Below are 26,427 nucleotides of genomic sequence, written 5' to 3'. Positions count from 1 at the left end.
CATCCTCTATTAAAATTTATGTATTTAAATTCTAATACTAAACCACCCTGTTTCACTCGGGAAATTTGCTCTTGATAGCATTTTCCCTGTTATAAATTCTCTATAGGAGGTTATTGTGCCATCGTGTGAAATAACAAAAATTCTTTCTTTATCTTGTTTTCTACACCAATTAATGAAATTCTTAGCAACTATCCTAAATTCTTGTTCAGGTAACACATTGATTCCATTAATCCATAACTTGTTTGACAATGTCTCATCAATATAAAAATCAGGAAATTCCTTTTGGATTTTTCTTTTATTCAATAAAAGATCACAAGTTAAAGTCTTAGCTTCTGCTATCTGTGGGAACATTCTAGGTGAGACTAGAGCTGTTACAACTTTTTCGCATTTTATTTTCTCACTCCATAAAGCTGCTGTCTGTAGAGTTCTTCGTAAAGGACTTACAATTAAACTATCACTTTCATTAAGTGGGAATTTCTTTGCTAAGCCTTTAGCTTGTTCCTTACCAGAATTAGTTAGCGCTGGATCTTCTATCTGTAAACTTTGTGGGATGTTTAGAGTATGTTCCCCTTGACCATGTCTGATAAAAATTAATTCCATTAGCTATCATCTTTTATAACTTCCTTTATAGGTCCTAACTTTACTATTGAAGAAGAGATACTAAAAACCCCTAGAAATTAAGGAAAAACGTTATTCAAAAAACATATATATCCTTGTGGTACAAACTAAATGGTCAGTTCTTGTTTGAATTTAATGCTTTTCCGTTTTCGAATTAGCTCTAAGTGTCATAATCAAAAAAAACAAAAATCCTATAAATGAAGCTGCAGCAAGTGATTTTGCTATTATTGAATCTTTATCGATAAAAACCAATATATTTGTAATTAAAAACCCTATAATAATCACCTGAGAAATTAGTAATACTGTTTTTTCATTATTTCTGACTAACTTTTTAAGATCCATTTTCAAGGCTCCTCTTATTAATCTTGATTATTGCTCTTTTTATGTAGTAGACGACTTTTTCAAGTTCCATAAAGTGTTCGAATAAAAAAAGTCTTATTTCTTAAAGAAATATTTTTCGAATTATGAAAATAATTAGCTATTTAAAAGAACATTAGGATTCTTTACATCATATTGAAAGTAGAGCCAATCAATTGCTTCCTTAATACTCTCAGCAATAAATTCAATATCTAAATCTTTAATATTTTTATAGTGTTCATTTAATGTTGAATGACCTGCACCTGTTTTTACAAGTATTTTAATACAATTAGCATGAGAAGCTGCGACCATATCACTCCACCTATCACCTATAACAACACAATTCTTTAAATCTAATTTATATTTTTCTGCTCCTTCAATAAGCATACCAATGTTAGGTTTTCGACAATTACAACCTTCACTGTGACTATGTGGACAAATGAAGATATCATCAAAGCCAAATTCAGTAAGTTCATTAATAAAATCAATTTTAGTTGCTTTCCCTTCTGATATTCCTGGTTGATTTGTAAATGAAAAAACTTTTATCCCAGATTTCTTTAGTTTGCTTATTAGTTCCTGTGAATCAGAATATAATTCAAATGAATTTGGATAATGCACTGTGTCATCACCACCAATTGTTCCGTCACGGTCTAAAAAAACAGCTTCAATTCTCCGCAAGTTATTCATAAATGTACTCCTTAAAAAATCATGTATTATACGTAATTATTATCAACGATCTAAGGTTAACCTTTTTACATTATTTTAAAATAATATGTCTTTAAGTATATATCTTCTAAATATTTTAACATAATTATCCAATAAAAACTTTCTCAGATCTAGTAAATAATTTATAAGATTTATTTATAAACTTTCTTAAAATGAACACTTATACAATTGTCTAATCATTTTTATATAGTTTACTAGTATTTAACAATTTTTTCGAGAAATAACTGGATAAATTATGGTAATATATATAAATTAGGAGGAGATTAATTGAGTAGTATTGATTTATTAGTTATAGAAGATAAAGATGTTAGTGATATAGGGATACTAGTTGTAAAAGCTACTATTGATGGGGAAGATTATCAGTTACATCTGGATACTGGGGCAAATCAGACCATCATGTTAGAAGATAATTTCCTAGGATCATATGCAAAAACAACCGATACTAATGATTATTTAGGAGCTTTTTCAGAAAACCAGTTAAAATCAATTAGTGTTTCTGTTATAAGGGTTGGACCTATTAGAAAAGAAGATTTTGAGTTGACCTTAATCGAGGATAATACTGGTGCTTCAACAAATTTATTAGGAATAGATTTTCTTTTGGAACATAAATGCTCTTTTCTTATAGATCAATCTAAAATTCTTGTTGATTCACCTTTTGAAGAAGAAGAAAATCTTAATTTTCATAAACTCCATTTTAATGACTCACTTCCTTTTATAGAAGGAGCTATTAATGATATTAAAGTTCATGCTTTATGGGATACAGGAGCTAATATGAATATTGTTGATCATTCTCTTATTACTACATATCCGAATATGTTTCAAAAAATAGATATTCAAGGTCTAGCCGAAGACTCTGGTGGTTTAAATGCGGAAGTCTCAATTTATTATATGGATACTCTTGAAATTGGAGGACATTTTTTCCCAAAACAAATGGTTGCTGCTACAGATTTGAGCCATTTTAATGATTATTTGGAACAGCCGATAGATCTAATAGTAGGATTTAACACGATAAGAAAAGCAAATTGGATATTTGATTTCCCTAATAAGAAATGGGCGATCTTAAGTAATAATTGAAAACTTTACAATTGATAATCTTATGAATTTGTTATAAGCCCATAAGATTATCAACCTGAATAAAATTACTTTAAATCCTTTTTTAAATAGTAATGCTTATGCTCTCTACCTACATTATCTAATGTCCCAAACACTGTATAACCATGTTTTTCATAAAAACCTAATGCTTGAAAACTTAAAGTGTCTAACTTAATAAAATCACAATTCTTTTCTAAAGCTATATTCTCAGCTTGTACTAATAATTTAGTGCCATATCCATGCTTTCTTATCTCTTCATCTACAAATAGAGTATGTATCTCTAACCAATTCCAACAGATTGATCCAATTAGCCCACCTCGAACAATACCGCTGTCATCCTTAATGAATATACCAATTTCTTTGTACCTACCTCCTAAATCCTCTGGAAAGTGCTTTAAATTAAATTTGTAAAGCTCATCATCTACAAATTTTTTAGCATGTCGATCTAATTCTTCAGTTATATGTAAATTCATGATTACATTGCTCCTCTTACATTCTTTTTATTAGATACTCCAAAAAATGTCATTTTAACTTAAGTATATTCCTTCACATTTACTAAAAAGTACCCTTCCTGAAATTCCTTCCCTAAACATAAATAAGCACCTTTTCTTATATTAAAAAGGCGCTTTCAATTATGAGAGATTAACATCAATTAGTAGATAAATTTTCCGATAAAATGACCTACCCCATAACCTACCAGAATAAGTAAAAAACCTACTATTACATAAAGGCTGTATTTTATAAACTCATTTAAATTATTTTTGTGAAATTCTTTACTCAAGATCAGTTACTCCCTTTATTCAGTTATAATTTTGCTATAAGTACTATCCCTTATCTATTATCTTATTCATATTTTAACTTAAATTCAAATATTTGTAACTTAAAATATGATTAAATAAGCATAAATAACTTTTTTTCTAGTTAACTATTAGCTTTTACAAACTCGTATGTCGTTTCACTTACTTTTTTATTACCTGCTTCTGAGAAACCATGACCTTCTCCAGGGAAAATTTCAATTCTAGCATTTGGGTAAAAAAGTGCTGCTCTTTTCCCATAGTCAAGTGCCACAATTTCATCTTGATCACCATGAAAAATTAGTACGTTTTTATTGAACTTTCCGATATGATCGAACACATTATAATTATGAATTGACTCAAAATAAATTCGCCCTAGCTGAACTCCCCATAACTCGTGTGTTTCAGGAATGCTCTCAAGTGTTGGAAATCTATTATTCCAATCATCTGCAATACAAAACGCTGGAAATAGCAAAAGAAGTCCTTTAATTACTTCAACATTTTCATCCGCTACTAGTGCTGATACTAATCCTCCCTGACTTCCTCCAAACAAAAAGATATTAGTAGGATCAACATCCTCCCAATTCTTTACATGTTCAATGACCGCACATAGATCTTCTTTTTCTGTAAATATAGACATTTCATCGGTATTAAGGTCACTCTTCGAATTAACAGAGCCTCCACAAAAATCGATACATAAAGTAGCTATGGCATTTTTCGCTAAATAGTCACTATTCATCGCAAAATCTAAATTTGTTCCATTAAAACCATGACTGAAGATTACGATAGGGCACTTCTTCTTACTGTTAGGTCTGTAATAGACGCTATGGATTTCCCTACCATGATGTTTAATCTTCACAATTTCTTTTTTATAACTAATCATTTAAATACCTCCACATCAAAAAATATCTAGTTACTAACTTTTACTTAAGATAATCTAAGCTATGTACTAATTCATAAGTCTATATATTTTTATATCTAAACCAGATTCCGTTGGTAGTCCTTCTGCAATTAATATGTCATCATTTAAAAAAGCTAAAGACTTACTATTTGTAATAACTTTTGGATAAGATCTAAATAAAGGATGTTTCAATTTATTGTTTACATGACCGTTATTTTCAATATAAATGCTGCACTGTTCCCCTGTATAATCCTTCCCTTGTAGCATATATCTAGCTGATAAGGTATGTCGATCACCAAATCTTCCAATAATTTGCGTATCAACTCCTCCATCAAGGATCTCTCCTGTGAAATATTCACCTGAAACATGACCCTTAAAAGAAATCATGATAACTGAATCGCCTTCATGATTAGTTAATTTGATCGTATTGTTAATTTGAACATGTACAGTGAAGATTTCTTCAAACTCCATGCTTCAAAGCCTCCTATTAACTAAATAAATTCCCAATAAATATAATGAAGAACAAAAATGCCGTTAAGCCTACTGTAAGAATTATCGTAGCTACACTTCTAGCTAAACCTTTCCAATCTTGAATACCACCAAAGCCTACTACTGCTAAAACAAAATTAATTAATGTCATATACAGGATGAGATTGATAAAACCTGTACCCAAAAATGAATAATTTATAGCACTTGAAAGAGTAATTATTAAAAATAATACTTTACTAACTATAGACATGATAAATGACCAAAAGTTAATTTTTCTCATTCAAGAACTTCCTTTTCCCCCTCTTAAACTAGTAGATTCAATATCATAAGATAAATTGTTTTAGATGGTTTCCACCTAATAAAAATTACTATTTATATACCTTTTGAGCCTCATATTTAAATCCAAGATATTGATAATTTTGTTTTTTATACATTTCTTTCGGAGTATCTTGTCCATCAGCTATTAAAATGATAATTTTTTCAGGAAATGCTTCCATTACATATTGTTGTAATTTTCTACCGATTCCTTTGTTTTGGAACTTCTCATCAACAGTTAGGTTGTCTATTTCTGCGGTTTCTTCAGAAACTATGACAACAACATACCCAGCTGGATTTCCTTTGTAAAACGCCAAGATCTGAAGAATATCTTGATTTTTAAACTGACGTTTTATGAGTTCATGTTTTTGATTTGCAAACTCACTTCCATACTCCAAATTATGTTGATACTGAAGATTACAAAATATTTCTATATTTTCATCTGTCACTAAAGTAACTTCTATATCAGGGTTGTTTGCTGACGTAGGAAATTGCTGTGGCTTAATAGCATATAATTCCATAAAACCTATTTCATATCCATTATCATTAAAGAAAGATATAAGTTCAGATGTAGGTTTTTCATTATCAGGATAAGTAAACTTCACATGATTCTGGCCCCGTTTCAAATGATATTCCCTTAAGTATTGTTCAGCATCTAAAAATTCAGATAAAGAAGGTAGATGTTTAAATTCAATAAAGTTACTACTATAACTAGTCAGCATCTCAGGATAATGAAAGTGTTTATATTGGTCATTTTCAGCCACTACTTTTCCAAGGTTATAAATATTATCAAATGTTATATTTTTCATTACTATTTCTCCTCTATTAATCATTTACTTTCTCTTTTAATAGTGAACATCTTTTTAAGAATCGGTATTTTAAAGGTTAAATATGTTATGTAAGATCAGACCTTTTTTGTTTAATATTGTAATTATATGATAACATTCTACTAATTACTTTAAATTCTCTCATAAAATCATCATAGCAGTACCTTATCCATATTGCAGACAATTCATCACAGTGTCTCCAAAAGACCTAACATCAGATAGATAATCATACCCTTCAGGTGAACCAAAACTATTAAACATGCGAACTGCGACTAGATTTTCATCAGCAATGACCAACAATGTAACACCCGTATAACCTAGTATCTGATATGAGCCTTTAGGAATTGATGCACCTATTTCTGTTTTCTTAGCTGGGTAATCTTTTACAAACCATAAGAAACCATTTTGCGGTAAATCTTGATCTTTTATTACAGGACTTTGAAGTGATGTAGTAATTTGTATTATTTCTCTTGGAACAATTTGCTTTTCATCTATCTTTCCTTGTTTAAGATGAAGATACCCCCAATATGATAACTCACGGGTCGACACATACATATTCGCCTTGTCACCTTCTGTGCTTTCACTTGTTTGCCAATTTTCATCTCCAGCTTCAGGTAATATTACATCCGCAAGCTTATCGTGTTTATGTGCATACCAATTTGATTCACTAAAACCTAAAGGACTAAATACATGCTCATGAATAATCTCTGATACTGATTTTTTGGTCGTCTTCTTCACAATTTTAGTTAAAGCATCTATACCAACTTGTCGATATGTCCAGCTTTGACCAGCAGGATGCTCACGAAAAATAGTCTCCTCCTTTTGATTTAATCCATGTGTATGAGTTAATAAATGCCTGATGGTCGTTTCCTTCCAAGTAGTTTCGTCAAGCTTTGGTAAATATTTCAACACAAGATCATCTATGTGTTCTATGTAATTGTTATATAAAGCGTAAGCCACAGCAAAACCTATATAGCTTTTCCTTACTGAGGCTACATGAAATTGAGTTTCTTCGTTAACATTTCTAGCACCACTATTATTAGATTGCTTTCCTATATAATCTTCTAAAACAATAGTGTCATTATGAATAATAAAAACCGATGCACCTGAACAAAGTACTTGATTAAAAGTGTTCTGAACATGATTTAATACTGATGAAAATTTACTATTAGGTTTATATGTGAGTTGCATAATATCATAACTCCTACCCTTTATTCATTTTTGTATATATTGTATGCATTCGGATTTTTTATTGTTTTTACGATAAGCAGATCAAATTATGGTGACATTATCATATGTGAAGATACTGTAAGAGATTTTCAGATTGAGATTCCAAGCTTTTGTTGTATAATTTTGAATTTCGTTAATTAAATACTAAATTAAAGCTCTCATCATAAAACTTATTAAAGTGTTCTTCTATTGTTAGAAGAATCTACAGAACTCCTAAAATATCTTTTATCCCGTCAACTCGATTAACAATATGTGTAGGATTAGAGTCATTTAGTTCTTTTAACGAACCATATCCATAAGTTACTCCGATTGAGTCAATACCAGCATTGTTTGCACCAATAATATCGTGTTTTCTGTCACCAATCATGACAAAATCATCTAAACTATTTTCATTGTACTTTTGGATGATGTATTGAATAATTTCAGTTTTTGAAGATCTTGTTCCATCTAAATTACTTCCCACAACAAGGTCAAAATACTTGTCAATATCAAAATAATTTAGGATTTGTTCAGAAAATACAGTAGGCTTTGAAGTTGCAACAACTAAAGTATATTGCTGTTTTCTTAAGCAATCTAAAAGTAAAGGAATAGCCGAATATAGTTTATTCTCAAACATCCCTTTATTCTTGAACCTTTCTCTATAAAAATCAATTGCTCTCTGTGTATTTACTTCATCGAATCCGTAGAATTCAGCAAATGAAACATGAAGTGGTGGCCCAATAAAACATTCTAATTTATCAAGATTCAATTCATTAATGTTCATTTTCTGTAACGCATATTGAACAGATTTAGTTATACCTGTTTTGGGATCTGAAATCGTTCCATCTAAATCAAATAAAATTACTTTATATTTGGTCATATTAAGCTTCCTTTCATTAGCTAGTAACTCCCTCATTTTACCATACGGATTTCATGATCATTTAAGATTTTCATTAAAACTAACCACTTTTTTAGTGATTCTTAAATTGAAATTAGCGCATTTCCAAGTTTCTAGAAATGCGCTCTACTGCTGAAGATACTTTTAAATTAATTCCTTGTTTTTCTTATAAGAACGATTTAAAGAAATGTAGTTAGTGAAAAACCACACGATACCGATACTTACTAATAAACCAATAATCTCCATCCACCCTATTAGATTACTTGGTATATCAACAATAATTAAATATAAAACAATATAGATAACAACAAAGCCACAAGTTTTAATACATATATTTTTTATTTCTCTCTTATAAGAACGTTCTGTTGTAATATCTGTATATTCAATCCCGGATATAATATACCTTGCTGTAACATAAAAAAGAAAAATAGCAACAGATACCAAAAGTGCAAGTTCAGCACTTATATTAAAAAACTTAGTGCAAATTAACATGATAATTTGAGAAATGAAAAGAATTAAAGCTCCTTCTGCAAAGAAATACAACACTCTTTTTTCTTTATATTCGTCATTAGGTAGTAAAAACGATATCCAAGATTTCATCATTATTCAACCTCCCAAAATAACTCATCTAACGTTTTGTTTAGTTCTTTTGCTATGGCAACACAAAGTTGAAGGCTAGGGTTATATTCGCCTTTCTCAATTAGCCCAATCGTTTGTCGAGTAACTCCCACTCTTTGAGCTAACTGTTGTTGAGGCATCGACAATTTTACCCGTGTTATTTTCACGTTATTCTTCATTTATTCACCTACAGTTTGTAATATATATCTAACGTATGTAAGATATATATTACATTTCATATAAAAAAAAGTCAATTAACAAATCAACTATTTTATTTTAATAAGAATTAGCTATTCTTTTAATTAAAATATCGCACTCTTTCTATTTTAGTACAATCATTCACATAGAATCTAACGCTGTCAAAGCGGTATATTCATCTTCGATTACCCTTAATACTCTGTACAAACAAAATTTAATTAGGCTTACTTTCTCTTCCCCATTTCGTTAAAAAGTAAGCTGTAACAAATAGTAAGAGTGCTAAGATAACATTACTAAGTATTGCATTAATTCCGTAATGATATTGAAATTCGTCTAAAACCCCTGAGTATAAACCTGCCAGTATGGCTATTAAAAGTAATCTTCCTATTCCCAATTGTATATTTCCATTCTTTACCTTAAATTTAAAAGCATGATATTATACTTTTTACTCAAATGACTTTGCCGTTTCTATTAGTTCTTCTTTTGTTAATTCATTATCAGATTGTTGTACGTAAAATGTTAGTCTGTAATGAATATCATTTTCTGACCAATTTAAAATCATTTCTTCTTCATCGTTTACTTCATAACTTCCATTTAAATCTCCTATTTTAACATCTTCATATTCTATATTTGACTCAACTTTTCCACCATTAACAGCCATTAAACTTAAGTGGTTTCCTTTACCATTTTCATCTCCTGAACCAAAGAAATCAAATGAAAGAATATTACTTGGTTGTTGTTCCTGAGGTGGAGTTGTGAAAGCTGCTTCTTCAACCTCAAAAGGAAGTTTAGTAGGAAGTTTTGGCTGAAATGCTTGGTCATTTAATTCTTCCTTTAATTTAGTATTATCAAATTCAGTTAAGCTTGTGCCTCCACTACATCCTATTACAAGTAATAATATTGGCAACAACATAAATCCTATTTTTTTCATAAAAAAACTCCCTTTTATTTGCCATTTCCTTCTTTATACTAATGTTGAATCTAGAACCCATTTGATAATCAGATTATTAACACTTGATCAGAATTGTATTAAATATCATAAATAAATGAAAAAATTAAGTTCAATGATCTTCATAATAACTATGAACTTTCGTTGTTAAAGTTTGTTTGTGATGCAATTTGTTAAGTACCTTTTCTGTGTTCCATTTGCTTTCATTCCTTAAAACGTCTTAATTAATTCTATATCAGCGTATTGGTTCTCACCGTGTTCTTTATCTCCAAAAAACCCATTAATCGTATTAAGGCCCAGTTTAGTCCAAAACCTAACTGCTGGCCAATTTTTCATTGCAACATTAGCTCGAACTTCATTATACTTTGCATGTTGCAATATCCTTAACAATTCGGTAACTAACTCATGCCCCAGTCCTTCATTCTGATATTCTTTATCAATATATAAATAGTTTATGTAAAATATTTTAGGTTGGGGAAATCCATGATATGTTATAAGTAAGCCCGTCATAATTTCGTTACTTTTCAATCTTATAACCTGGATTTTAAATCGATCTTTTGTTCCATTAGGTGGTAAGTCACCAACAGTAAAACAGCGATGAACAAACTCTTTATCTAGACTTCGTCCATCCCATTTATGTATAAAACTACCTTGTTCATATAACTGTTGAACAGGTTGAATTTCATCTTCAACTAAGTCTTTTATTGTGAGACGCTTTGTTTCCCAAGCACTTGGAATAGTCTCTTTTACCACATTAAATCAACTCCAACTTCTATTATACAATTATTCTTATTGAACAAGATGCCTTTTGTCTTAGAGCCTGAACTGCACTAAATAAGACACGTGTATTAGCTTTTTGCTTCAAATACCTTTATTAGTCGAACTACCCAATACAAAGCTACCCATGGCAAGATAAATTTTGTCGCCCATTCTATCAAACTAAAGATGATATAAAATTCATAACCTATAAAATGTAGAACAGTAAGAAAAACTAATACAATAGCAGCAATGTTAAAGTAATATTTTGTTTTTGGATCTAGAGATGTTTTTTTGATATATGCGGTAAATAGTGTAATTAGCCATAAAAAGACAAAATGAATGATTATATTTCCCCAATTAATTTCATATAACAATTTTACGCCCCCATTATTTTCATGATTTAATGGTAACATTCTTGGTTACTTTATGGAATATTTTTCTATCTTTTCTTTAAAAGAGGAAAAGCACTATCCATGTTTTTAATGAATAGTGCTTTCAAATGAAATTTTTATACAAATATAACACTGATCTACTACTAATACTTTAAGTTTCTCCATAGTATTCTGCTAAGTATATAAATCCATATTTTCTAACAAGGAAGTTTCTTAACTCACCTTGTGTAGCTTTCTCAATCGGTGGTTTTGTTAAGGTGTATGCTTTGGCATTTAACTCAGCAAATTTAATGTGATCCATTTCATTATGGTATTTATCATCAACAATCTTAGTAGTCAAAGCTGATTTAGGATATCCCATAAATAACACTTGTGTTCGTAATGCCATACTTGGTGTTGAATGGAGAATTATAAATATTGCAGCTATAGCTACTAAGAAGATTACTTCCTTTTTTGCTAGTAATTTTTTCATGAAATATAAGCCCCCATTTTTCAATTAAATTCCCAAGCTAACATTCATTCACTTTTAAAAGTTAAACTAACATGACTATTATTAATTTGCGATAAAGGGTGCTTTTTTTACATACTGCAGATTTTCAATTTGGTTAATAATAAATGTTGCGATATCTTGATTCATTATTTTTGTACCTGGCATATCTGTAAGATCTTCTTTAATAATTGCTTTCCCAGGACCTTCAGCTATAAATGGAAGTCTAATTAAAGTCCACTTTATGTAATGATTGCGATTAAGAATTTCCCATTCTTCTTTCTTATCTTTCATCAAATTAGAATAGAGCCTTTCAAATATCTTTGCACCTAATCGATTAAGAAAGCTCTTTTTATCTCCCTTAATAGTTAAAGATCCACCAGAAACAGTAATATATCGATCAATTTTAACATCAGTCATGACCTCTAGTATATTTCCCGTTACTTTGCTATAAATAGGAGTCTCTTTAATTGGCTGTCCAAAAGTATTTATTACTACATGGCAGCCTTTTAGTAGTTTTTGAATATCCTCTATATTTTGGGCATTTCCTTTTACAATCTCTATTCTTTCATCATTAAATGATGAATTTTCAGGATTCCTAACTAACATGCGGACTTGATAGCCTTTCTCTAACGCCCTAGTTGCAATATGACGACCTACCTTCCCTGTCCCACCAATTATTGCTACCTTAAAGGAATGAGCCATAATATCCTCCCACAAAACATAATGATATGTTATACGTTAAAATCCCTATTTAGTTCCATTAATCTAAATATATTACTATTAATATGTAAATCTTCATTCAATGGTTTAAGAGAACACAACTACTTTAAAAGAACTTAGTAATATTTTTAGAGACTGTCTGGTAATTGGTATTTATACATTTCCACAGCATTTGTACTTGCTTCTAAAGTAACAATTGTTTTCCAATTAGGGTCAGTATAGATAGTTGGATAATCTTTCTCATCGAATTGTTCCTGTATATTAAACGCCAAAATTTCTTCATTAGTCGAAAATTCAGCTTTTACACCTGTCTTGTTTCCTCGAGCATCTAAACGGATCCATTTATTTAAATCCCTAATGTAGACTCCATTTAATGCATGAAGTGAATATCCCTTATCGGGTGTATTAAAGATCATTAGTCGTTGATAGCAAAAGCCAGTTGGAATACCCTGTGATCTTAATAAAGCAGCTAACAAATTGGATTTAGCATAGCAAATACCTTCTTTGTATTGCAGAACCTCTGATGCTTTACAGGTAACTATTGTACCTTGAATATCCCATGTGTGAGATATATTGTCACGAACAAATTTATATGCTGTCTCAACCTTTTCTATTTCTTTTTGTTTGTCATTGAACAAATCAGTAATTGTTTCCTCAATTAAAGGATGAGAAAAATTGACTACATTAGATTCTTTCATATAATCGTTTAAATCTGATGATTCAATTATTAATTCCAATTGGATGCATCCCTTTCCACAAAAACAAGATGTAGAATTCTATATATTTTAAAGCTCAATATAGGTCTATCAGATTTACTAACTGTATCGAGTAATTATTTATAAGATCCTCACCTTAGTCTACGGTTCCCAATCACTTTCTTTTTACAGAATAACGATTAAACCATGAACTTTGTGAACCACGCTATATATCTTGCTCCCCATAAAAACAACAATTGAGCAAGTAATGTTCCTAACAACCTCGAAGTGACCATCATGATAGACATACTTTTTAGCTTATTGTAACTTCCTCTTTCGTTTACAACATCATCTGCTATAACAGATATTTTCGGATCAATAAAGACTACCAAAAGTATTGTGGCTATGCCATTTATTAAGCCTGATGCCATAATGGCCGTAGATGCTCTTTCAGGTGCTAATAATGAAGCATATAGTGCTGATAATACACCGATTGTATAGATTGCGGTTATAACCATATTTATACAAAATAGACGAATTGGAATATCCTTAGCCCTTATATCACGCAAATATGAAAACTTAGGTAAGTTAAAATGGGTAATACTTCGTTTTATGTATTGTAAAGAAAATATCCTTTTCATTAAGGAAGGAACAGAGCCTTTTTCCTCAGATAAATGAATAATTGCCCGAGAAAATAGAGCGATAAAGGTAGGAAACAAAATGATACCAAATACTGTTCCAACTGTTGATGCACCAATAAGAATTCGATATTGTGTTTCTACAAACTCCAAGGCATTTTCTGATGGCGCAGTATCAATTAAGCTACCAGTAAAAGGCTGCTGCATCATATTAGCTAGCCTTGACACGATCACCATTATATTAAATAAAGATAAAGCGGACGCAATCATTTTCACTCTCGCACCTGATAGCCTCACCGCATAGGCAAGTGTTTCGATCGAATGAATGATAAAAATAAATAATCCTATAAATAATAATTTTTCAGTTAAAAACTCCACTAAGTAACCTTCTTTTTCTTGTATATTTATTACCCTTATTTTACCATAATGTTATTATCTTGTACTTAAAACTCATTAATTAAGCTGTATTACATGACATCTAGTAATCATTTATTTTAAGAAATTTTATAATAAATGATCTCTGGGTCTCCCTCATCTAAATTTTCAATTATGCCACTTTGAATAAACCCATTTTTTATAAATACATTTTGCATTTTAACATTTGATTGATTGGTAGAAGAAAATACTTTCTTTGTTGGTGAATGGGTTACCATATATTCAATCATTGAGCTAGCATATCCCTTCCGTCTTTTATTTGGCATTACTATGATTAACGAAATAAAAGAACATCCAAAGAAGCTAGTGTCATATAATAAAAATCCAACTATATGATCCTCTTCTTTTACAGCTATACATGTTTCTGCTTCGATAGCGTCTTTAATATAATCTCGTCTTCTATCATCTCCAATAACCGCTTTGTCTATATTTACTAACTTATCTAAATCGTCTATTTGAGCTTTAGTTACATTATTCAACGATATGCTCCCTATCATTATTGAATTTAAGTGATCTTTTGTTAGAAATCCTTTAACTTTAACTTATTCACTAGAAGATCTTGTTAAATAACGAGGAGAACTAACATTTCTGATAAAAAGGATCGCATCATAAAGCTCTTGGGGATAAATGACCTTCGGAGATAGTCCCATAAAACCTGATTCTAATAGTCACCATCTTCTTCTATACCACATCTTTTTATAAACAGGTTGATTTTCAACATCCAATGGAAGAAATAAATTTGTTGTAGAAGCCTCGGATAGTAATGACTCTAAGTGATTTTTCCTCGATGAATCGATTTCTAGTTCAACTCGCAGCTGAGTAGAAAATTTGCCTTTACCAGCATACATTCCTATGGAATAAACTTCTTCTGGATACTTTTCATATAACAAATTCCCAACAGTTTTTATACCTAAAATCCTTGAACTAAGTGTTTGTTTTCTTCTAATATGAAAATTATGAGCCCATATAATTAACTTTTCGTTCTTAAAATAATGATTCATCAACCACTCTACATTTTCAAACATATATAAATCTCTTTTAATGCCTGATGATAGATATTCTTTTAGGTTCAATCGAAGCCAATCCATTCTATTTTGCATTCCTTGTTGTATGATTCCGATTATCTTTCTCTCTTCTTGTTTCGTGCATATTTGTCTTTTTTTATTTATTAAATCTAATAGAATTTGATATTCTTTTATGAGTGATTTCATTTTTACTTTTAAGGATTTTGTTATCTTGAACATTATCTGTTTATCTAACTCAAAAAATGCCTTCTCAGCTTCTTTTATTTTTCTATATAACTCGTTATTTGTATAATGCCTTATCCAATCTATTATATAGTCAGATATCAAAGGATAAGTGGGTTGAGGATCCATTCCACTAAGCTTAATTGATCTCGCCCAATTTTCATTAAATAGAGGTATCATTTCTTCATTATGAAAAATATCTAAAAAGCAATTTTGGATCTGCAATTTAGTTGGCTGGTCTTTTAAAAACCTTTTACATAGCGTTGCTTCGATAAAGCTACTTTCCAATACAACAACATTAAATCCATGTTGCTCATGTAAATAACGAATTAAATCAATTTTAGTGGTGTAAAAGTCTCCTATACCGTGTGAGCTCTCACCAAGTAAAAGTATTCGATTATTCTTTATATAACGATCTATAATTGAAAAATCACTATCGTTATTTATTTCACCAGCAATTTCTCTAATTTGATCCTTCCAATGACTCCAAGTTCCTTCTCTACCAAAATCCATGGAATAACATCCTTTTTTATTAAGTCTCTTTTCTGAAAGATTGTTGCTATATAACCAAAAGTAGAAACTGTGTGTTTTAGCATATAAGGATACCATTTGAGGAAGAAAAGAGGCCACAAAACTTAATACTGTGCTGATTTTATCGGTTATATATAAAAACAACCTTTATTAAACTTAATGCTATCTTTTTCGTCGTAAAATAGGACCTGTTATATATAAACAAACAAATATTATTAAGTTCTAAATTTAAGACATCCCTAGTAAAGAATCACAAAATGATTTACACAAGCCCTGTTTTGACATACGCTTCAATAGCTCTTTCGTTGAAATCTTATTCTGGATATTTTTTTGAATTGTTTTATGAACAATTTCATATTCCCAATTATTCACTTCTAATTCAACACAAAACGTCGGGAATTGCTTTTTAAACATATCCATCGCTTCAGTTGTTTTCTCTGGTTTCTTTTGAAGATATGTTATTGTTGGGATAAAGGTAACTATAAAGTCAATTTCATTTTCAGTGACATTTTTCTTTTGTAACCATTCTACAACAGTTAATTTCTCCACAAGACATCCTCCACTAATCTTTTTACGTCCATGTTATTCAACCATTTTTGTATTTACATACCCAATTAGAACCACATATCCTATTACCAGAATTGGAATTAACACTATGGTATCTGGATGATCAATGAAAGCAGCACCTAACATAACAATCCCCATAATTAAATTATAATTACCCACTAAATTAGCTAGTTTATCTTTGTCCTTCACACGTCTTTGGTTATAACCAGACAATAACCAGACTTTCTTTTTTACACCTACCAAATATGCTAATACTAATAAGATTATTGATATAAATAATAAATGTTGATTCATTAAAATGCCTCCTTTATAGGTATTGATAACAAATATGAACCGAGTGCTATAAGTTAAAGTAACTTATTGATAATTAATGCATAACTTTTATTTTTACCCATGAACTGAAGTGCTTCTTACATGTTCTATAGTAATAATCAAGTTACGTAAAGAGTTGCTAATTACTTGTTTTGTTGACTCAAATTCCTTTATCCACCGCTCATCAAATTGTAGGGTTTTTATTCCAGTAAAATTCAACACTTCTCGTCCTTCCAATTGAAAATCCTTCTAAGGCTCAAATTCTCTTTTATAAATATTACAATTTTTCTTCAATTGATCTGCTTCGTTTCTGCGGTCATTTAAATGTGCTAATATTAATTAATATTACCATTAATTGTATCTCCTTTTTATTACAAAAAATTACAATTTAAAGCTGTTACATAAAAATTGTTAAAATATGGTTACTGGATTAGATTTAAGTAATATTATTATGTTAGGAGGTTATCAAAATGAATACTCAGCGATTAAATATGTTTATCATATTAACATTACTAATTGGTGTTCCGTTATTTTTATTAACACCATCAATCGAGATGCCTCTAATATTGGAATATATTCTTTTACCAATTGGAATAGTATTAAGCCTTATTGGTATAGCATCATCTAATCTATTAATACCACTTAAATGAATTGAAAAATGACCATTATAAATAGCCTCTCTATTTGAGGTTATTTTTTTGCACCTTTTAGCATTCTGTAAAAATCACTTTTGGCAGAAATAGGGATTTTTCTGCAATTTTTAAAATGCTAAGTTATAAGTTCATTCCAAATTAGCATTGCACGATGACACTGATGTTGTAGGGATATTAAAAGAAAAAGAAATCAGTTTTTCAAAATAGTATAAAATTTCGGGGAACATTCTTGAGGATATGCTTTATAAACATGAAAGTTTAAAAATTGCTATTTATATACCAGAGATTCAAAAAAAAACAGAAGAGATACAACAATAAATATTAACGGACAAGATGTTAGTAGAATAAAACTTATTGTTTCTAAAAACAATAAAAGATTTGAAGAAAATAAGAAGATAGCAGAGTTACTAGCAAAGAAGGTTGAAGATAAATATCCAGGATTACTTATAGGGGTTTATATACAAGAACCAATGAATCCAATTGCTAGGAATAACTACAATCAAGATTTTTTGGATCATGATTGTAGTTATTGCTCGAAGTTGGAGGTATTGAGAATACTCTAAAAGAAGAATATAAAAAGATGGAAATGATGTCTCATATGAGTAAAGAGATTTTAGAGAGCTTTAATCCAAGGCTCCCTTCTTCAGATGAGGCTTGGGAGTCTTTTTAATTTTCTTTCCTTTTTCAAAAAACGAATATACTAAATTAGATTAAACCTTAGGAATAGTTAAATAGATAAAAGAGCTCTACATTTGATTATGCGATATTTATTGTCTAATCAAAAAATATGTTTTTGAATCCTCCTATAACTTAATTAATCCTACGAATATTCACAGTCCAAAAATGTTTTCGCCATCATTTTAAAACTTCACACCAAAATGTGAAGTTTTTTAAAGATACCTCAATATTAAAATTGTGAAGGCCTTTTAAAATCGTTAATGCTAATATAAGGCATATGATGCTAATAACACTTAAACACTATTACTTTCTTTTTTAACAAAAATGTTAAACTTTGTTCTAGACTATATAATAATAAGTACCTGTTCCTTAGTTGAAATGAAATAGTTAATTCTTTATATGTTATTATTGTTACCTAAGAAATAAAACCTATTAATTATGTACTTTTGAGTTTCATCTTGTATTTAAAAGTACTTAGAACAATAAGAATTACGGGAATACAAACTTGAAGTGGTATATGTAAATATAAAGGAACAATTTCTAGCCCTATACGTAGATGTTCTGTTAGCCCTTCAGCCATAAAAATTGAACTCGCAAGAAGCCCTGCACCTGTAATGACTAATAAATATTTTCGTTTTTGTTTTTTTATTTTAAATATCTTTTCAAGACCGTACAATGCACCAAAATAAAAAATGGTGGTCTTAAAATAGATACCGATTATAAGAATGCCTAGAGCAATGGGGTCTAACCGTTGGATAAAATTAGCTATATTCACTTTTTCTATTGCGTCCATTAAAGGGAAGTGTGCTGTGTCTCCTACTGTAGGTCCTAATATACTTAGAATAACTGTCATCGTTAGCATTAAAAGCGTGCCACTGAATATTAAAGAAGCTAAACCTACTTTAAAAACCTGATCCTGACGATTTAAAAATGGAAATATCATAGTAAAAACGATGATTTCTCCAAAGGGAAATGTTAATGTTAATGGAAAGGCTGCTTTTAAAACAGGTTCCCACCCTTTTTCTAGAACAGGAAGGAGATTTTCAACTTTCGGTAGTTGGTCGATAAAAGCAGATATAAAGAAGAATAACGCCAATAATAGTAAGATAATAGAAAATATACTCCCTGCTCTTGCAATGACTTCTAATCCCAGGTAATAGCTGTACATCACTAGTAAAACAATAACTAAATTGACGATTACTAAAGGCGTGTTATCAAGTGCAGTAGTGATGATTAAGTCACCGAAATCACGTAATACCCTTCCTGCGATATAAAGGAAATACAAACTATAAAAAACGGCAACAATTTTCCCGATGTACTTACCTAATATATCTTCTAAGTATTCGGATAGTGTTTTATTTGCATTTTGTTTATATAATAAGAAATAGATAATAAAAAGAATGATTCCTCCTATTAATGCTAATAAGATTGCTAACCAAGCATCTTGCTTTGCACTAAATCCTAAACCTACAACAATAGAACTACCAATTTCAAAAAGGAAAATTAGTATAAACAACTGATTTGAGCTTATTTTATACGTATTTATGTAACATCCCTTCTTCACTTCGTTTTTAAAAAAATTTCATTTCACAAAAAATATGCTACCTAACTTAACCAAGTCATGACGACATCGCTTATTGGCTGATAAAAGAATATCAGTGCGTCTATAGGGTTAGGTATATGTACGTTTAAGGTTTTAGCTATACTTAAACCTACTCCCAAAATCAATAGGATAGCGAACACCCATAGTTGTTTTTTCTCTTGCTTTCTAATAAGACTAGGTACTTCAGCCATTACTATTACTAATCCTACCGAAATAATGCCTATCATCATCCACACAAAGCCTTACTCCTTTATTTCAGATGTAATAGAATTCCCGATCTTTCCTAAGCGACGAATCTTTATATCTGCTTTCACATTGATTTCAAGGTCAGTAAAATGTTTATCATTCCAGTCACTTTTTAGTTTTTCCCAAGCTTCTGCATTAGCTCTATGAATAGCATCACCGAACCCAAATACATCTGTACTAAAATCTTCTTTTACATTATTAATAGTCTTTTCCACAAGATTAATCAAATCTTTTTCTACTGATTTCTCTAATTCTTCAATTGTTTTTTGTTTTGTTAAATCAATGTCACATTTTACTTCCCCAACATTTCCTTCTGACTTTATATGGATTTCGATCTTGGGTGTACTATTTTCGACCTTTGCCGTCACTTCGGTTTTTGACTTTACAATCTCGTAATTAAATTTTCCTTCTTTTGGACAATTAACATCTGTTACTGTATTTTTTATGTTATTCATAATAAAGTTATATCCTTTACTTTCATCTTGATCTAGCCAACCCAACATTTTATCACTCTTAAAAACAGCCAATCCTGAATATTTTAAGTAAGCTGTCGGCTTAATTGTTTCTAAGTTTTTTTTTGTTTGACCAGCGGCAGGATCGCCTATAACCTCTATACCTGTTAATACAGGATTTTCCCCTTCAGTTACCAAATCCTGTATTAATTTATCTAACGTAATAGCAGCGGTAGGTGCCCATGTCTTTTCAGAAGTTTCAAGAGAGGATACCATATTATTTGCTGGTATTTTCTCAATTGATGTTAATATGGATAAAATATTTTCAGCGCTAGTATCTTTCGCGATAACAATATAAAAATCACTTCGATATTCATGATCTCTTGAAAACATATCTAACACTTCACCTATACCTTCTTTAGCTAGAGATTCTCCTATTACGAGAACACGTAGATGAGAATGGTATATTGGTCTTGGACTTTTTGTTGTTAACTCGCGCATTGCTTCAAAAACTGTATCTTCAGTTGCAGTAAATATTCTTACCGGTAAACCCGAGGCAGCACCGCTTGTCTTTGAAGCGATTTCACCAGGTATGACAATTTGTGTAGAAATCTGATATTTCCCTTCATTATCCCTGTCTATTCCCTCCCCAACACTTATTGCAAGTTCGTTTAATTCACGACGATTCCAGCAGCCTGAACTAAACAAAACTAAGATACTTATTATAACGAGTGTTATCGATTTTCTAGTCATATAGCAAACTCCACCTTTTTTTATTTATCTGGCGGTTTTGGAGAAGGACTTTGATTCCGCTTTACGTTTTGTTCACTAATTAAGCCCGGGCGTGTTTTTAAGCCCCAATGTGGAAAACGCAATAGAGAATCCTTTTGATCTTGAAGAAAAAATGGCCCGAAAGGACTCATATATGGAATCCCAAATGACCGCAAACTACATAAATGTAAAATTAGTGCAATAAAAGCTGCTGTAATCCCAAATAATCCAAAGGATGCAGCAAGTCCCATAAATAAAAATCGGAGCATTCTTATAGAAATACTCATATTGTGAGCTGGGATAACAAAACTAGCAATGGCTGTTATCGCCACAACTATAATCATTGCAGCAGATATAAAACCTGCTTCAACAGCTGCAGTTCCAATAACTAACGTACCTACAATTGAAATCGCTTGACCAACTGACTTAGGCATTCTTATGCCACCTTCTCTCAAAATCTCAAAGGTTACTTCCATTAAGATCGCTTCCACAAAAGCAGGAAAAGGAACACCTTCCCTCTGTGAAGCTAAACTAATAAGAAGTGGAGTTGGTATCATTTCTTGATGGTAAGTAGTGATCGCGACAAAAAAAGATGGAGCTAATAAAGCAATGAAAAAGCATATGATTCGGAGAAATCGTATAAGTGTACTAAAATCCCACCGTTCGTAATGGTCTTCAGCAGCATGAAAGAACTCAATAAATAGTGAAGGAACTAAAAGGACAAAAGGTGTTCCATTTACTAAAATCGCAACACGACCTTCCAAAAGTCCTGCTGAAACAACATCAGGTCGTTCGGTATTATACATCGTAGGAAATGGAGAAAATGTTTTATCTTGAATAGACTCTTCAATATAATTACTTTCCAAGATCCCATCAATTTTTATTTGACTAAGGCGTTCTCTTACTTCTTTTAAGACCTTTTCATTAACAATCCCATTAATATACATGATTGATACAGGTGTTTGTGTAACTCTTCCAATTTTTTTGGTTTCTATCCAAAGATCTGGACTATTGATTTTACGACGAATCAATGCGGTATTCGTTCGTAATGTTTCCGTAAAACCTTCCTTAGGTCCTCTTACGACAGATTCTTGAGTAGGTTCTGTGACGCTTCTATCATTCCCACCACTTATCCCTATAGTGAGCCCCTTGGTAACTCCATCGATCAGGATAATAACATGTCCGGAAAATAAAGACGAATACAAGTTCTCATAATCCTCTAGATCTTTAATACTCCCTACTGCAACAGCTGAATCTTTAATAGAACCTAACAGATCACTCTTAGATGTATGGAGTGCATCATTGTGAAAATCAAACATTAAAGTTTCTATTATAAATTCATTTATTTGTTGGGTATCAACAAGACCATCAATATATATTATTCCAGATGATATATTTCCTTCTTGCCCTACTTTTACCTTTCTGATGATCACATCATCACTTTCACCTAGCGCTTCATTAATTAACTCTATATTTTGCTCTAAAGAAGAATACAGTGAATTTTTTATGGTTTCTTCCTTATTATCTGTAACCAATGATTTATAATCTTTTTCTGCCTTTTTAAAAAAACTTTTAAAAAGTTGCATCAACTCTCACCTTACTCTTTCATCTAAAAGACCAATATTTGCTATATGTAATTTTATTATTTGTTTTAATAACAAGATTATTCTTACTAACTACATTTAAATGGAATTTCAAGAAATTAATACATGCTCAGACCTTATTAAGAATTAAAGTATACGTTTGGGGTAATGATAAATTTATTCATAGTTTCAGCAATAGATGGTATGGAAAATATCGTTAAGGAGAAAGTCATGGATTATAGAAGACAACAAATTAGTATTCATCAATTTACTGTATTACTTATTATTTATATTGTCGGAGATGCCATTTTAATCTTACCATCTATCATAGCAGCAGAAGCAAAAAAAGATGCATGGATAGCGGCTATTTTTAGTTTATTTATTGGAATGATTATTGTTTATTTCATATATGGTGTAAGTAAACATTATCCTAATTTAACCATAATTGAATACAATAAAAAGGTGATGGGAAAGGTTTTTGGAAGTTTGATTTCATTATTGTATTTATCTTATTCTTTTTTATATGCAGCGGTTGCTTTAAGAGAAGTTGGAGATTTTTTAACAACTGAAATATTACCCGATACACCTATTGAAGCTATACATATTTTATTTGCACTAATTGTAATAATGGCCACTCGACTTGGTTTGGAAAATATTGCACGATGTTTAGAAATTTTATATCCATATGTATTTCTGCTATTCTTCATTCTTGTAATATCTTTAATTCCTCAAATCAATTTCGAAAATGTTCAGCCAGTTTTAGAAGATGGCTTTAAACCCGTTGCTCGTGCTTCGTTAACATTCATTACCTACCCTTTTGTTGAACTTGTTATATTTATGATGTTTTTACCCTACATCAATGAAAAAGCTAGAATAAAGAAGTACTTTTTTGGGGGAGCTCTAATTGGAGGTCTTATTTTAGTTCTCTTTACAACCTTAACAATACTTGTTCTCGGATATGAACAGACATCAAGATATATGTATCCTGGTTATTCATTAGCGAAGAAAATTAATGTTGGCGCTTTTTTTTCAAGAGTAGAAGTGATCCTTGCAGGTATTTGGTTTATTACGATATTCCTTAGAATTACGATTTATTTTTATTTTACCTGTCTTGGTTTAGCTCAAATATTAAATCTTAAAGATTACCGACCATTTGTATATCCGCTCGGAATGATTATGGTTGTCCTGTCGATTAGTATTTCACCAAACATCGTATACATAAACGAGATGAGTTCAATATGGCCTTTTTATGACTTAACTATTGGTGTGTTCTTGCCACTGTTATTGGTTTTAATAACTTTTATTAGGAAAAAGTTAAATAGTTTTTAACTTGTTTCTTAAGCTGTCAGAAATTCTTCAAATATACAAACATCATAAAACTATCCAGACAGTTATTGGTATTGCAAAACCGTTAATTGCTTTTAAAGGTTTATAATATATTTAATTACTTTAAAACTCTATCCGTAATAAACTAATATAGAAGCACTTTACCTCTCACACTTATAACGATTACGTAGTTTTAAGTAATGTTAATTAAACAGGCTTATTTTTTCTTAATAGCTAATATAACAATAACGTTAATCAAGCAACCAAATATCAGTGAAAAAGAGAAATATACACTTATAATTCCGACACTGAAACCGCCATCAATCACATTAAAGAAAGCAAGAAGTAATGGTACGATAAAAACTAAAATAGCCAAAGTAATTAGTATGATAATTGGTAGAAACTTTTTTGAATATGAAATTTTCATCGTCCAATATACAGATGCTACAATGATAATTAATGGTAACAAAAATGAAGTGAAAACATTTAAGATTGATGTATCCAAGGAAAAACCCCCCCTTTTATTTCGAATTAGACACTATTTATGAAATAAGTGACCTATATATCTCTCCTATAATCCCCTCCATTTGATGAACTCCTAATTCTGAATTTGTCATAATAACGGCACCTCTACTTAAATATGGAGTAGAAAACATCATACATTGGAACCCTTCTCCCCAACCCAAAGAAGAAATTTCTAAATTTTCATCTGATCCTTCTAGAAACACACCTAGTCCAGTCCAGCTTTTATTATTTTGAGATGTGATTAACTCTTTTGCTAGAGTTGGTGATATACCAATTTCACTTTTCCCTTTTAAAGCATTCATAAGTTCGAGTACTAGCTTTGCTAAATCTAAAGAAGTGGTCCATAATCCCGAAGCTGCTGGATAAGGATAAATAGGATATTTTCCATCTACCACTTCACCCTTTTTGTTATGACCACAAGAGAAGTTCTTTTTATTTATTTCTGCTATTTTTGTTATGTTTAAATAGCTAATATTCATATTTAATGGAATAAAAACTAGCTCATTCACTACTTGATAAAAAGGTTTCTTTGTCACATCTTCAATTAGTTGCTGAATAATACAAAAACCAGCATCAGAGTAATGAAAATCACTTTCTGGCTCATACCCTACGTCAATTCTTACCTTACAATAAGGAGTGTTGCCCGATAATAATTCAACCATTGATGGTATATCGTCATATGAATTTGTTTTAGAAAAACTTCCTTCAGGGTCCAAAATTCCAGATTGATGACTAAGTAAATTTCTTAACGTAACTTTTTTATGTTTTGTATATTCATTATCAAACACTTTCCAGGCTACCAGTTTATCATTTACATTTTCATCTAAATTGAGAAGTTGTTCCTCAACTAACTTAATTACTACTATTCCAGTTAAAAATTTGCTAATGGAGCATGCACTAAAAATGGAATGTTCAGTGACTTTTTGATCACCTTCCACCTCTAATAATCCATAGTTTTCTGCACCTGTGATTTGACTGTTTTCAATTGTAGCGATACTTAGGCCGTTAACATGATAATGTTTCATTCGAGACTCAATATTGATGTTTTTAATGTTCATTTTCTCCCCCCTTATTTCAATTGATAGAAAAATTATAACACGAATATACGTTCTGTTGTATGTATTTGGAAATAAAAAAAGACCAGGTATGAAAAATACCTGATATCAGCTTCTTAAAATATCACCTGAAACTTAAAAAACTGCAGAACCCAAAATTTTTAATGTAACAATTAAGAGTTAGAATAGTTGAAGAACTGGCTAAGACTTATGAAATAAGAAATAACACTAATGCGATTGTTAGACCAATACTAATCCCTACATCCTTTGTGACTTTATTATTGCTATTAATCCTCTCCCTTATTGTTATCAGTTTACCAAGAATCACTAATAAAAACGGGATGATCACTAAGGTCTTTGAAAGAATTGGATTAACAATTGTCAAATCTGATATCAGCGGGATAAATATTAGAAAGGTTATGAAGAGTAAGGCTATTATATAGAAAGAGTATTTCAAGTTATAAATTTTCATTTTGGTCTACCTCCTAATTACAAATTTGAATATTGGATTATATCTAAAAGATTTTTTTTTTATAATTTTTACGTACTAAACTTTTAGGTTGATTGTAGCGAAAGGTGCGACTCCTGCGGGAGAAGCGGGACAGGTGTGATCCTACATGCGCTTGCGCCGAGGAAGCTCACCGCACGTCCCAAGGAAAAATCGTTCATTGAAAAAGCCCGTAGTTTGGCTTTTTAATATTTTTCCCGCGGAAAGCGAGCAGTCTTGAAATCTACGTTTCAAGATTCCTGTAGCGCAG

At 30.7% G+C, this 26,427-nt stretch carries 34 protein-coding genes and 1 pseudogene; 4 read left to right on the top strand and 31 right to left on the bottom strand.

Features of this window, described 5'->3' with window-relative positions:
• Positions 1 to 24 precede the first annotated feature (24 nt).
• From JOC75_RS01990 to JOC75_RS01980, 3 genes are all read right to left on the bottom strand, one after another.
• On the bottom strand, positions 25 to 600 hold the full coding sequence (locus JOC75_RS01990) for a histidine phosphatase family protein (protein WP_204952450.1): 576 nt from the start codon (positions 598 to 600) through the stop codon (positions 25 to 27).
• A gap of 150 nt (positions 601 to 750) precedes the next feature.
• Complete coding sequence (locus tag JOC75_RS01985; RefSeq protein ID WP_204952449.1) at positions 751 to 960, bottom strand: hypothetical protein; 210 nt, start codon at positions 958 to 960, stop codon at positions 751 to 753.
• 132 nt (positions 961 to 1,092) lie between these two features.
• Positions 1,093 to 1,653 carry an HAD-IIIA family hydrolase gene (locus JOC75_RS01980; RefSeq protein ID WP_204953475.1) on the bottom strand — a complete coding sequence of 187 codons (561 nt, stop codon included), beginning with the start codon at positions 1,651 to 1,653 and terminating at the stop codon, positions 1,093 to 1,095.
• 315 nt (positions 1,654 to 1,968) lie between these two features.
• Between JOC75_RS01980 and JOC75_RS01975 the strand changes: the two genes are divergently transcribed.
• On the top strand, positions 1,969 to 2,775 hold the full coding sequence (locus JOC75_RS01975) for a retroviral-like aspartic protease family protein (protein WP_204952448.1): 807 nt from the start codon (positions 1,969 to 1,971) through the stop codon (positions 2,773 to 2,775).
• A gap of 65 nt (positions 2,776 to 2,840) precedes the next feature.
• Here JOC75_RS01975 and JOC75_RS01970 read toward each other — a convergent pair whose 3' ends face one another.
• From JOC75_RS01970 to JOC75_RS01865, 22 genes are all read right to left on the bottom strand, one after another.
• Positions 2,841 to 3,266, bottom strand: coding sequence for a GNAT family N-acetyltransferase (locus tag JOC75_RS01970; RefSeq protein ID WP_204952447.1), 426 nt, complete (start codon positions 3,264 to 3,266; stop codon positions 2,841 to 2,843).
• Positions 3,267 to 3,714: 448 nt separating this feature from the next.
• A complete protein-coding gene (locus JOC75_RS01965; RefSeq protein ID WP_204952446.1) occupies positions 3,715 to 4,470 on the bottom strand; it encodes an alpha/beta hydrolase family protein in 756 nt (251 codons plus the stop codon).
• 66 nt (positions 4,471 to 4,536) lie between these two features.
• A complete protein-coding gene (locus tag JOC75_RS01960; RefSeq protein WP_204952445.1) occupies positions 4,537 to 4,959 on the bottom strand; it encodes a DUF3237 family protein in 423 nt (140 codons plus the stop codon).
• Between the two features lie 16 nt (positions 4,960 to 4,975).
• Positions 4,976 to 5,257: a hypothetical protein gene (locus tag JOC75_RS01955; protein WP_204952444.1), complete on the bottom strand. Its 282-nt coding sequence runs from the start codon at positions 5,255 to 5,257 to the stop codon at positions 4,976 to 4,978.
• Between the two features lie 88 nt (positions 5,258 to 5,345).
• Positions 5,346 to 6,101: a GNAT family N-acetyltransferase gene (locus JOC75_RS01950; protein WP_204952443.1), complete on the bottom strand. Its 756-nt coding sequence runs from the start codon at positions 6,099 to 6,101 to the stop codon at positions 5,346 to 5,348.
• Positions 6,102 to 6,284: 183 nt separating this feature from the next.
• Positions 6,285 to 7,310: a serine hydrolase domain-containing protein gene (locus JOC75_RS01945; protein WP_204952442.1), complete on the bottom strand. Its 1,026-nt coding sequence runs from the start codon at positions 7,308 to 7,310 to the stop codon at positions 6,285 to 6,287.
• A gap of 241 nt (positions 7,311 to 7,551) precedes the next feature.
• Positions 7,552 to 8,208 carry an HAD family hydrolase gene (locus JOC75_RS01940; protein ID WP_204952441.1) on the bottom strand — a complete coding sequence of 219 codons (657 nt, stop codon included), beginning with the start codon at positions 8,206 to 8,208 and terminating at the stop codon, positions 7,552 to 7,554.
• Between the two features lie 162 nt (positions 8,209 to 8,370).
• Positions 8,371 to 8,829 carry a DUF3278 domain-containing protein gene (locus JOC75_RS01935; protein ID WP_204952440.1) on the bottom strand — a complete coding sequence of 153 codons (459 nt, stop codon included), beginning with the start codon at positions 8,827 to 8,829 and terminating at the stop codon, positions 8,371 to 8,373.
• Entirely contained in the window at positions 8,829 to 9,023 is a 195-nt protein-coding gene (locus tag JOC75_RS01930; protein ID WP_204952439.1) for a helix-turn-helix transcriptional regulator, read from the bottom strand. The genes JOC75_RS01935 and JOC75_RS01930 overlap by 1 nt, the downstream gene beginning before the upstream one ends.
• A 233-nt stretch (positions 9,024 to 9,256) precedes the next feature.
• Positions 9,257 to 9,436, bottom strand: coding sequence for a hypothetical protein (locus JOC75_RS01925; RefSeq protein ID WP_146945755.1), 180 nt, complete (start codon positions 9,434 to 9,436; stop codon positions 9,257 to 9,259).
• Between the two features lie 51 nt (positions 9,437 to 9,487).
• The gene (locus JOC75_RS01920; protein WP_146945756.1) at positions 9,488 to 9,973 is read right to left on the bottom strand and encodes a DUF4367 domain-containing protein; all 486 of its coding nucleotides are present in this window, start codon (positions 9,971 to 9,973) and stop codon (positions 9,488 to 9,490) included.
• 228 nt (positions 9,974 to 10,201) lie between these two features.
• Positions 10,202 to 10,744: a GNAT family N-acetyltransferase gene (locus JOC75_RS01915; RefSeq protein WP_204952438.1), complete on the bottom strand. Its 543-nt coding sequence runs from the start codon at positions 10,742 to 10,744 to the stop codon at positions 10,202 to 10,204.
• 95 nt (positions 10,745 to 10,839) lie between these two features.
• Complete coding sequence (locus JOC75_RS01910) at positions 10,840 to 11,124, bottom strand: hypothetical protein (protein WP_204952437.1); 285 nt, start codon at positions 11,122 to 11,124, stop codon at positions 10,840 to 10,842.
• Between the two features lie 169 nt (positions 11,125 to 11,293).
• Positions 11,294 to 11,614 carry a hypothetical protein gene (locus tag JOC75_RS01905; protein ID WP_204952436.1) on the bottom strand — a complete coding sequence of 107 codons (321 nt, stop codon included), beginning with the start codon at positions 11,612 to 11,614 and terminating at the stop codon, positions 11,294 to 11,296.
• Positions 11,615 to 11,695: 81 nt separating this feature from the next.
• Positions 11,696 to 12,334, bottom strand: a complete 639-nt coding sequence (locus tag JOC75_RS01900; protein ID WP_204952435.1) for an NAD(P)-dependent oxidoreductase — start codon at positions 12,332 to 12,334, stop codon at positions 11,696 to 11,698.
• A 146-nt stretch (positions 12,335 to 12,480) separates the two neighbouring features.
• On the bottom strand, positions 12,481 to 13,089 hold the full coding sequence (locus JOC75_RS01895) for a transglutaminase-like domain-containing protein (RefSeq protein ID WP_204952434.1): 609 nt from the start codon (positions 13,087 to 13,089) through the stop codon (positions 12,481 to 12,483).
• A 158-nt stretch (positions 13,090 to 13,247) separates the two neighbouring features.
• On the bottom strand, positions 13,248 to 14,063 hold the full coding sequence (locus tag JOC75_RS01890) for a lipid II flippase family protein (RefSeq protein ID WP_204952433.1): 816 nt from the start codon (positions 14,061 to 14,063) through the stop codon (positions 13,248 to 13,250).
• 116 nt (positions 14,064 to 14,179) lie between these two features.
• A complete protein-coding gene (locus JOC75_RS01885) occupies positions 14,180 to 14,599 on the bottom strand; it encodes a GNAT family N-acetyltransferase (protein WP_204952432.1) in 420 nt (139 codons plus the stop codon).
• Positions 14,600 to 14,788: 189 nt separating this feature from the next.
• Complete coding sequence (locus JOC75_RS01880) at positions 14,789 to 15,880, bottom strand: erythromycin esterase family protein (protein ID WP_204952431.1); 1,092 nt, start codon at positions 15,878 to 15,880, stop codon at positions 14,789 to 14,791.
• 246 nt (positions 15,881 to 16,126) lie between these two features.
• Positions 16,127 to 16,447, bottom strand: coding sequence for a hypothetical protein (locus JOC75_RS01875; RefSeq protein WP_204952430.1), 321 nt, complete (start codon positions 16,445 to 16,447; stop codon positions 16,127 to 16,129).
• Between the two features lie 33 nt (positions 16,448 to 16,480).
• Positions 16,481 to 16,759 carry a DUF3784 domain-containing protein gene (locus JOC75_RS01870; RefSeq protein ID WP_239589241.1) on the bottom strand — a complete coding sequence of 93 codons (279 nt, stop codon included), beginning with the start codon at positions 16,757 to 16,759 and terminating at the stop codon, positions 16,481 to 16,483.
• 93 nt (positions 16,760 to 16,852) lie between these two features.
• A complete protein-coding gene (locus tag JOC75_RS01865; protein ID WP_204952429.1) occupies positions 16,853 to 17,014 on the bottom strand; it encodes a GrpB family protein in 162 nt (53 codons plus the stop codon).
• A 233-nt stretch (positions 17,015 to 17,247) separates the two neighbouring features.
• Between JOC75_RS01865 and JOC75_RS01860 the strand changes: the two genes are divergently transcribed.
• Positions 17,248 to 17,427: a hypothetical protein gene (locus JOC75_RS01860; protein ID WP_204952428.1), complete on the top strand. Its 180-nt coding sequence runs from the start codon at positions 17,248 to 17,250 to the stop codon at positions 17,425 to 17,427.
• Between the two features lie 296 nt (positions 17,428 to 17,723).
• Positions 17,724 to 17,993: pseudogene (locus JOC75_RS24415) on the top strand (stage II sporulation protein P); the annotation flags it as partial.
• A gap of 551 nt (positions 17,994 to 18,544) precedes the next feature.
• Here JOC75_RS24415 and JOC75_RS01850 read toward each other — a convergent pair.
• The 3 genes from JOC75_RS01850 to JOC75_RS01840 all read right to left on the bottom strand — a co-directional run bounded on the left by JOC75_RS01850 (position 18,545) and on the right by JOC75_RS01840 (position 22,766).
• The gene (locus JOC75_RS01850; protein WP_338036538.1) at positions 18,545 to 19,672 is read right to left on the bottom strand and encodes a GerAB/ArcD/ProY family transporter; all 1,128 of its coding nucleotides are present in this window, start codon (positions 19,670 to 19,672) and stop codon (positions 18,545 to 18,547) included.
• A 281-nt stretch (positions 19,673 to 19,953) separates the two neighbouring features.
• The gene (locus tag JOC75_RS01845) at positions 19,954 to 21,162 is read right to left on the bottom strand and encodes a Ger(x)C family spore germination protein (protein WP_204952426.1); all 1,209 of its coding nucleotides are present in this window, start codon (positions 21,160 to 21,162) and stop codon (positions 19,954 to 19,956) included.
• 20 nt (positions 21,163 to 21,182) lie between these two features.
• Positions 21,183 to 22,766: a spore germination protein gene (locus tag JOC75_RS01840; protein WP_204952425.1), complete on the bottom strand. Its 1,584-nt coding sequence runs from the start codon at positions 22,764 to 22,766 to the stop codon at positions 21,183 to 21,185.
• A 165-nt stretch (positions 22,767 to 22,931) separates the two neighbouring features.
• On the opposite strand from JOC75_RS01840, the gene JOC75_RS01835 reads away from it, so the two are divergent.
• Positions 22,932 to 24,092 carry a GerAB/ArcD/ProY family transporter gene (locus JOC75_RS01835; RefSeq protein ID WP_239589240.1) on the top strand — a complete coding sequence of 387 codons (1,161 nt, stop codon included), beginning with the start codon at positions 22,932 to 22,934 and terminating at the stop codon, positions 24,090 to 24,092.
• Between the two features lie 214 nt (positions 24,093 to 24,306).
• Here the strand turns inward: JOC75_RS01835 and JOC75_RS01830 are convergent, their stop codons facing one another.
• The 3 genes from JOC75_RS01830 to JOC75_RS01820 form a co-directional block, all read right to left on the bottom strand.
• Positions 24,307 to 24,594, bottom strand: coding sequence for a hypothetical protein (locus JOC75_RS01830; protein WP_204952424.1), 288 nt, complete (start codon positions 24,592 to 24,594; stop codon positions 24,307 to 24,309).
• Between the two features lie 37 nt (positions 24,595 to 24,631).
• Positions 24,632 to 25,672 carry a serine hydrolase domain-containing protein gene (locus JOC75_RS01825; RefSeq protein ID WP_204952423.1) on the bottom strand — a complete coding sequence of 347 codons (1,041 nt, stop codon included), beginning with the start codon at positions 25,670 to 25,672 and terminating at the stop codon, positions 24,632 to 24,634.
• Positions 25,673 to 25,877: 205 nt separating this feature from the next.
• Positions 25,878 to 26,141: a hypothetical protein gene (locus JOC75_RS01820; protein ID WP_204952422.1), complete on the bottom strand. Its 264-nt coding sequence runs from the start codon at positions 26,139 to 26,141 to the stop codon at positions 25,878 to 25,880.
• Between the last annotated feature and the right edge of the window lie 286 nt (positions 26,142 to 26,427).

The sequence above is a fragment of the Metabacillus crassostreae genome, from assembly GCF_016908395.1.
GTDB lineage: Bacteria > Bacillota > Bacilli > Bacillales > Bacillaceae > Metabacillus > Metabacillus crassostreae.
Note: the sequence above shows the minus strand (reverse complement) of the source record. Positions and strands in the feature narration are given on the sequence as shown.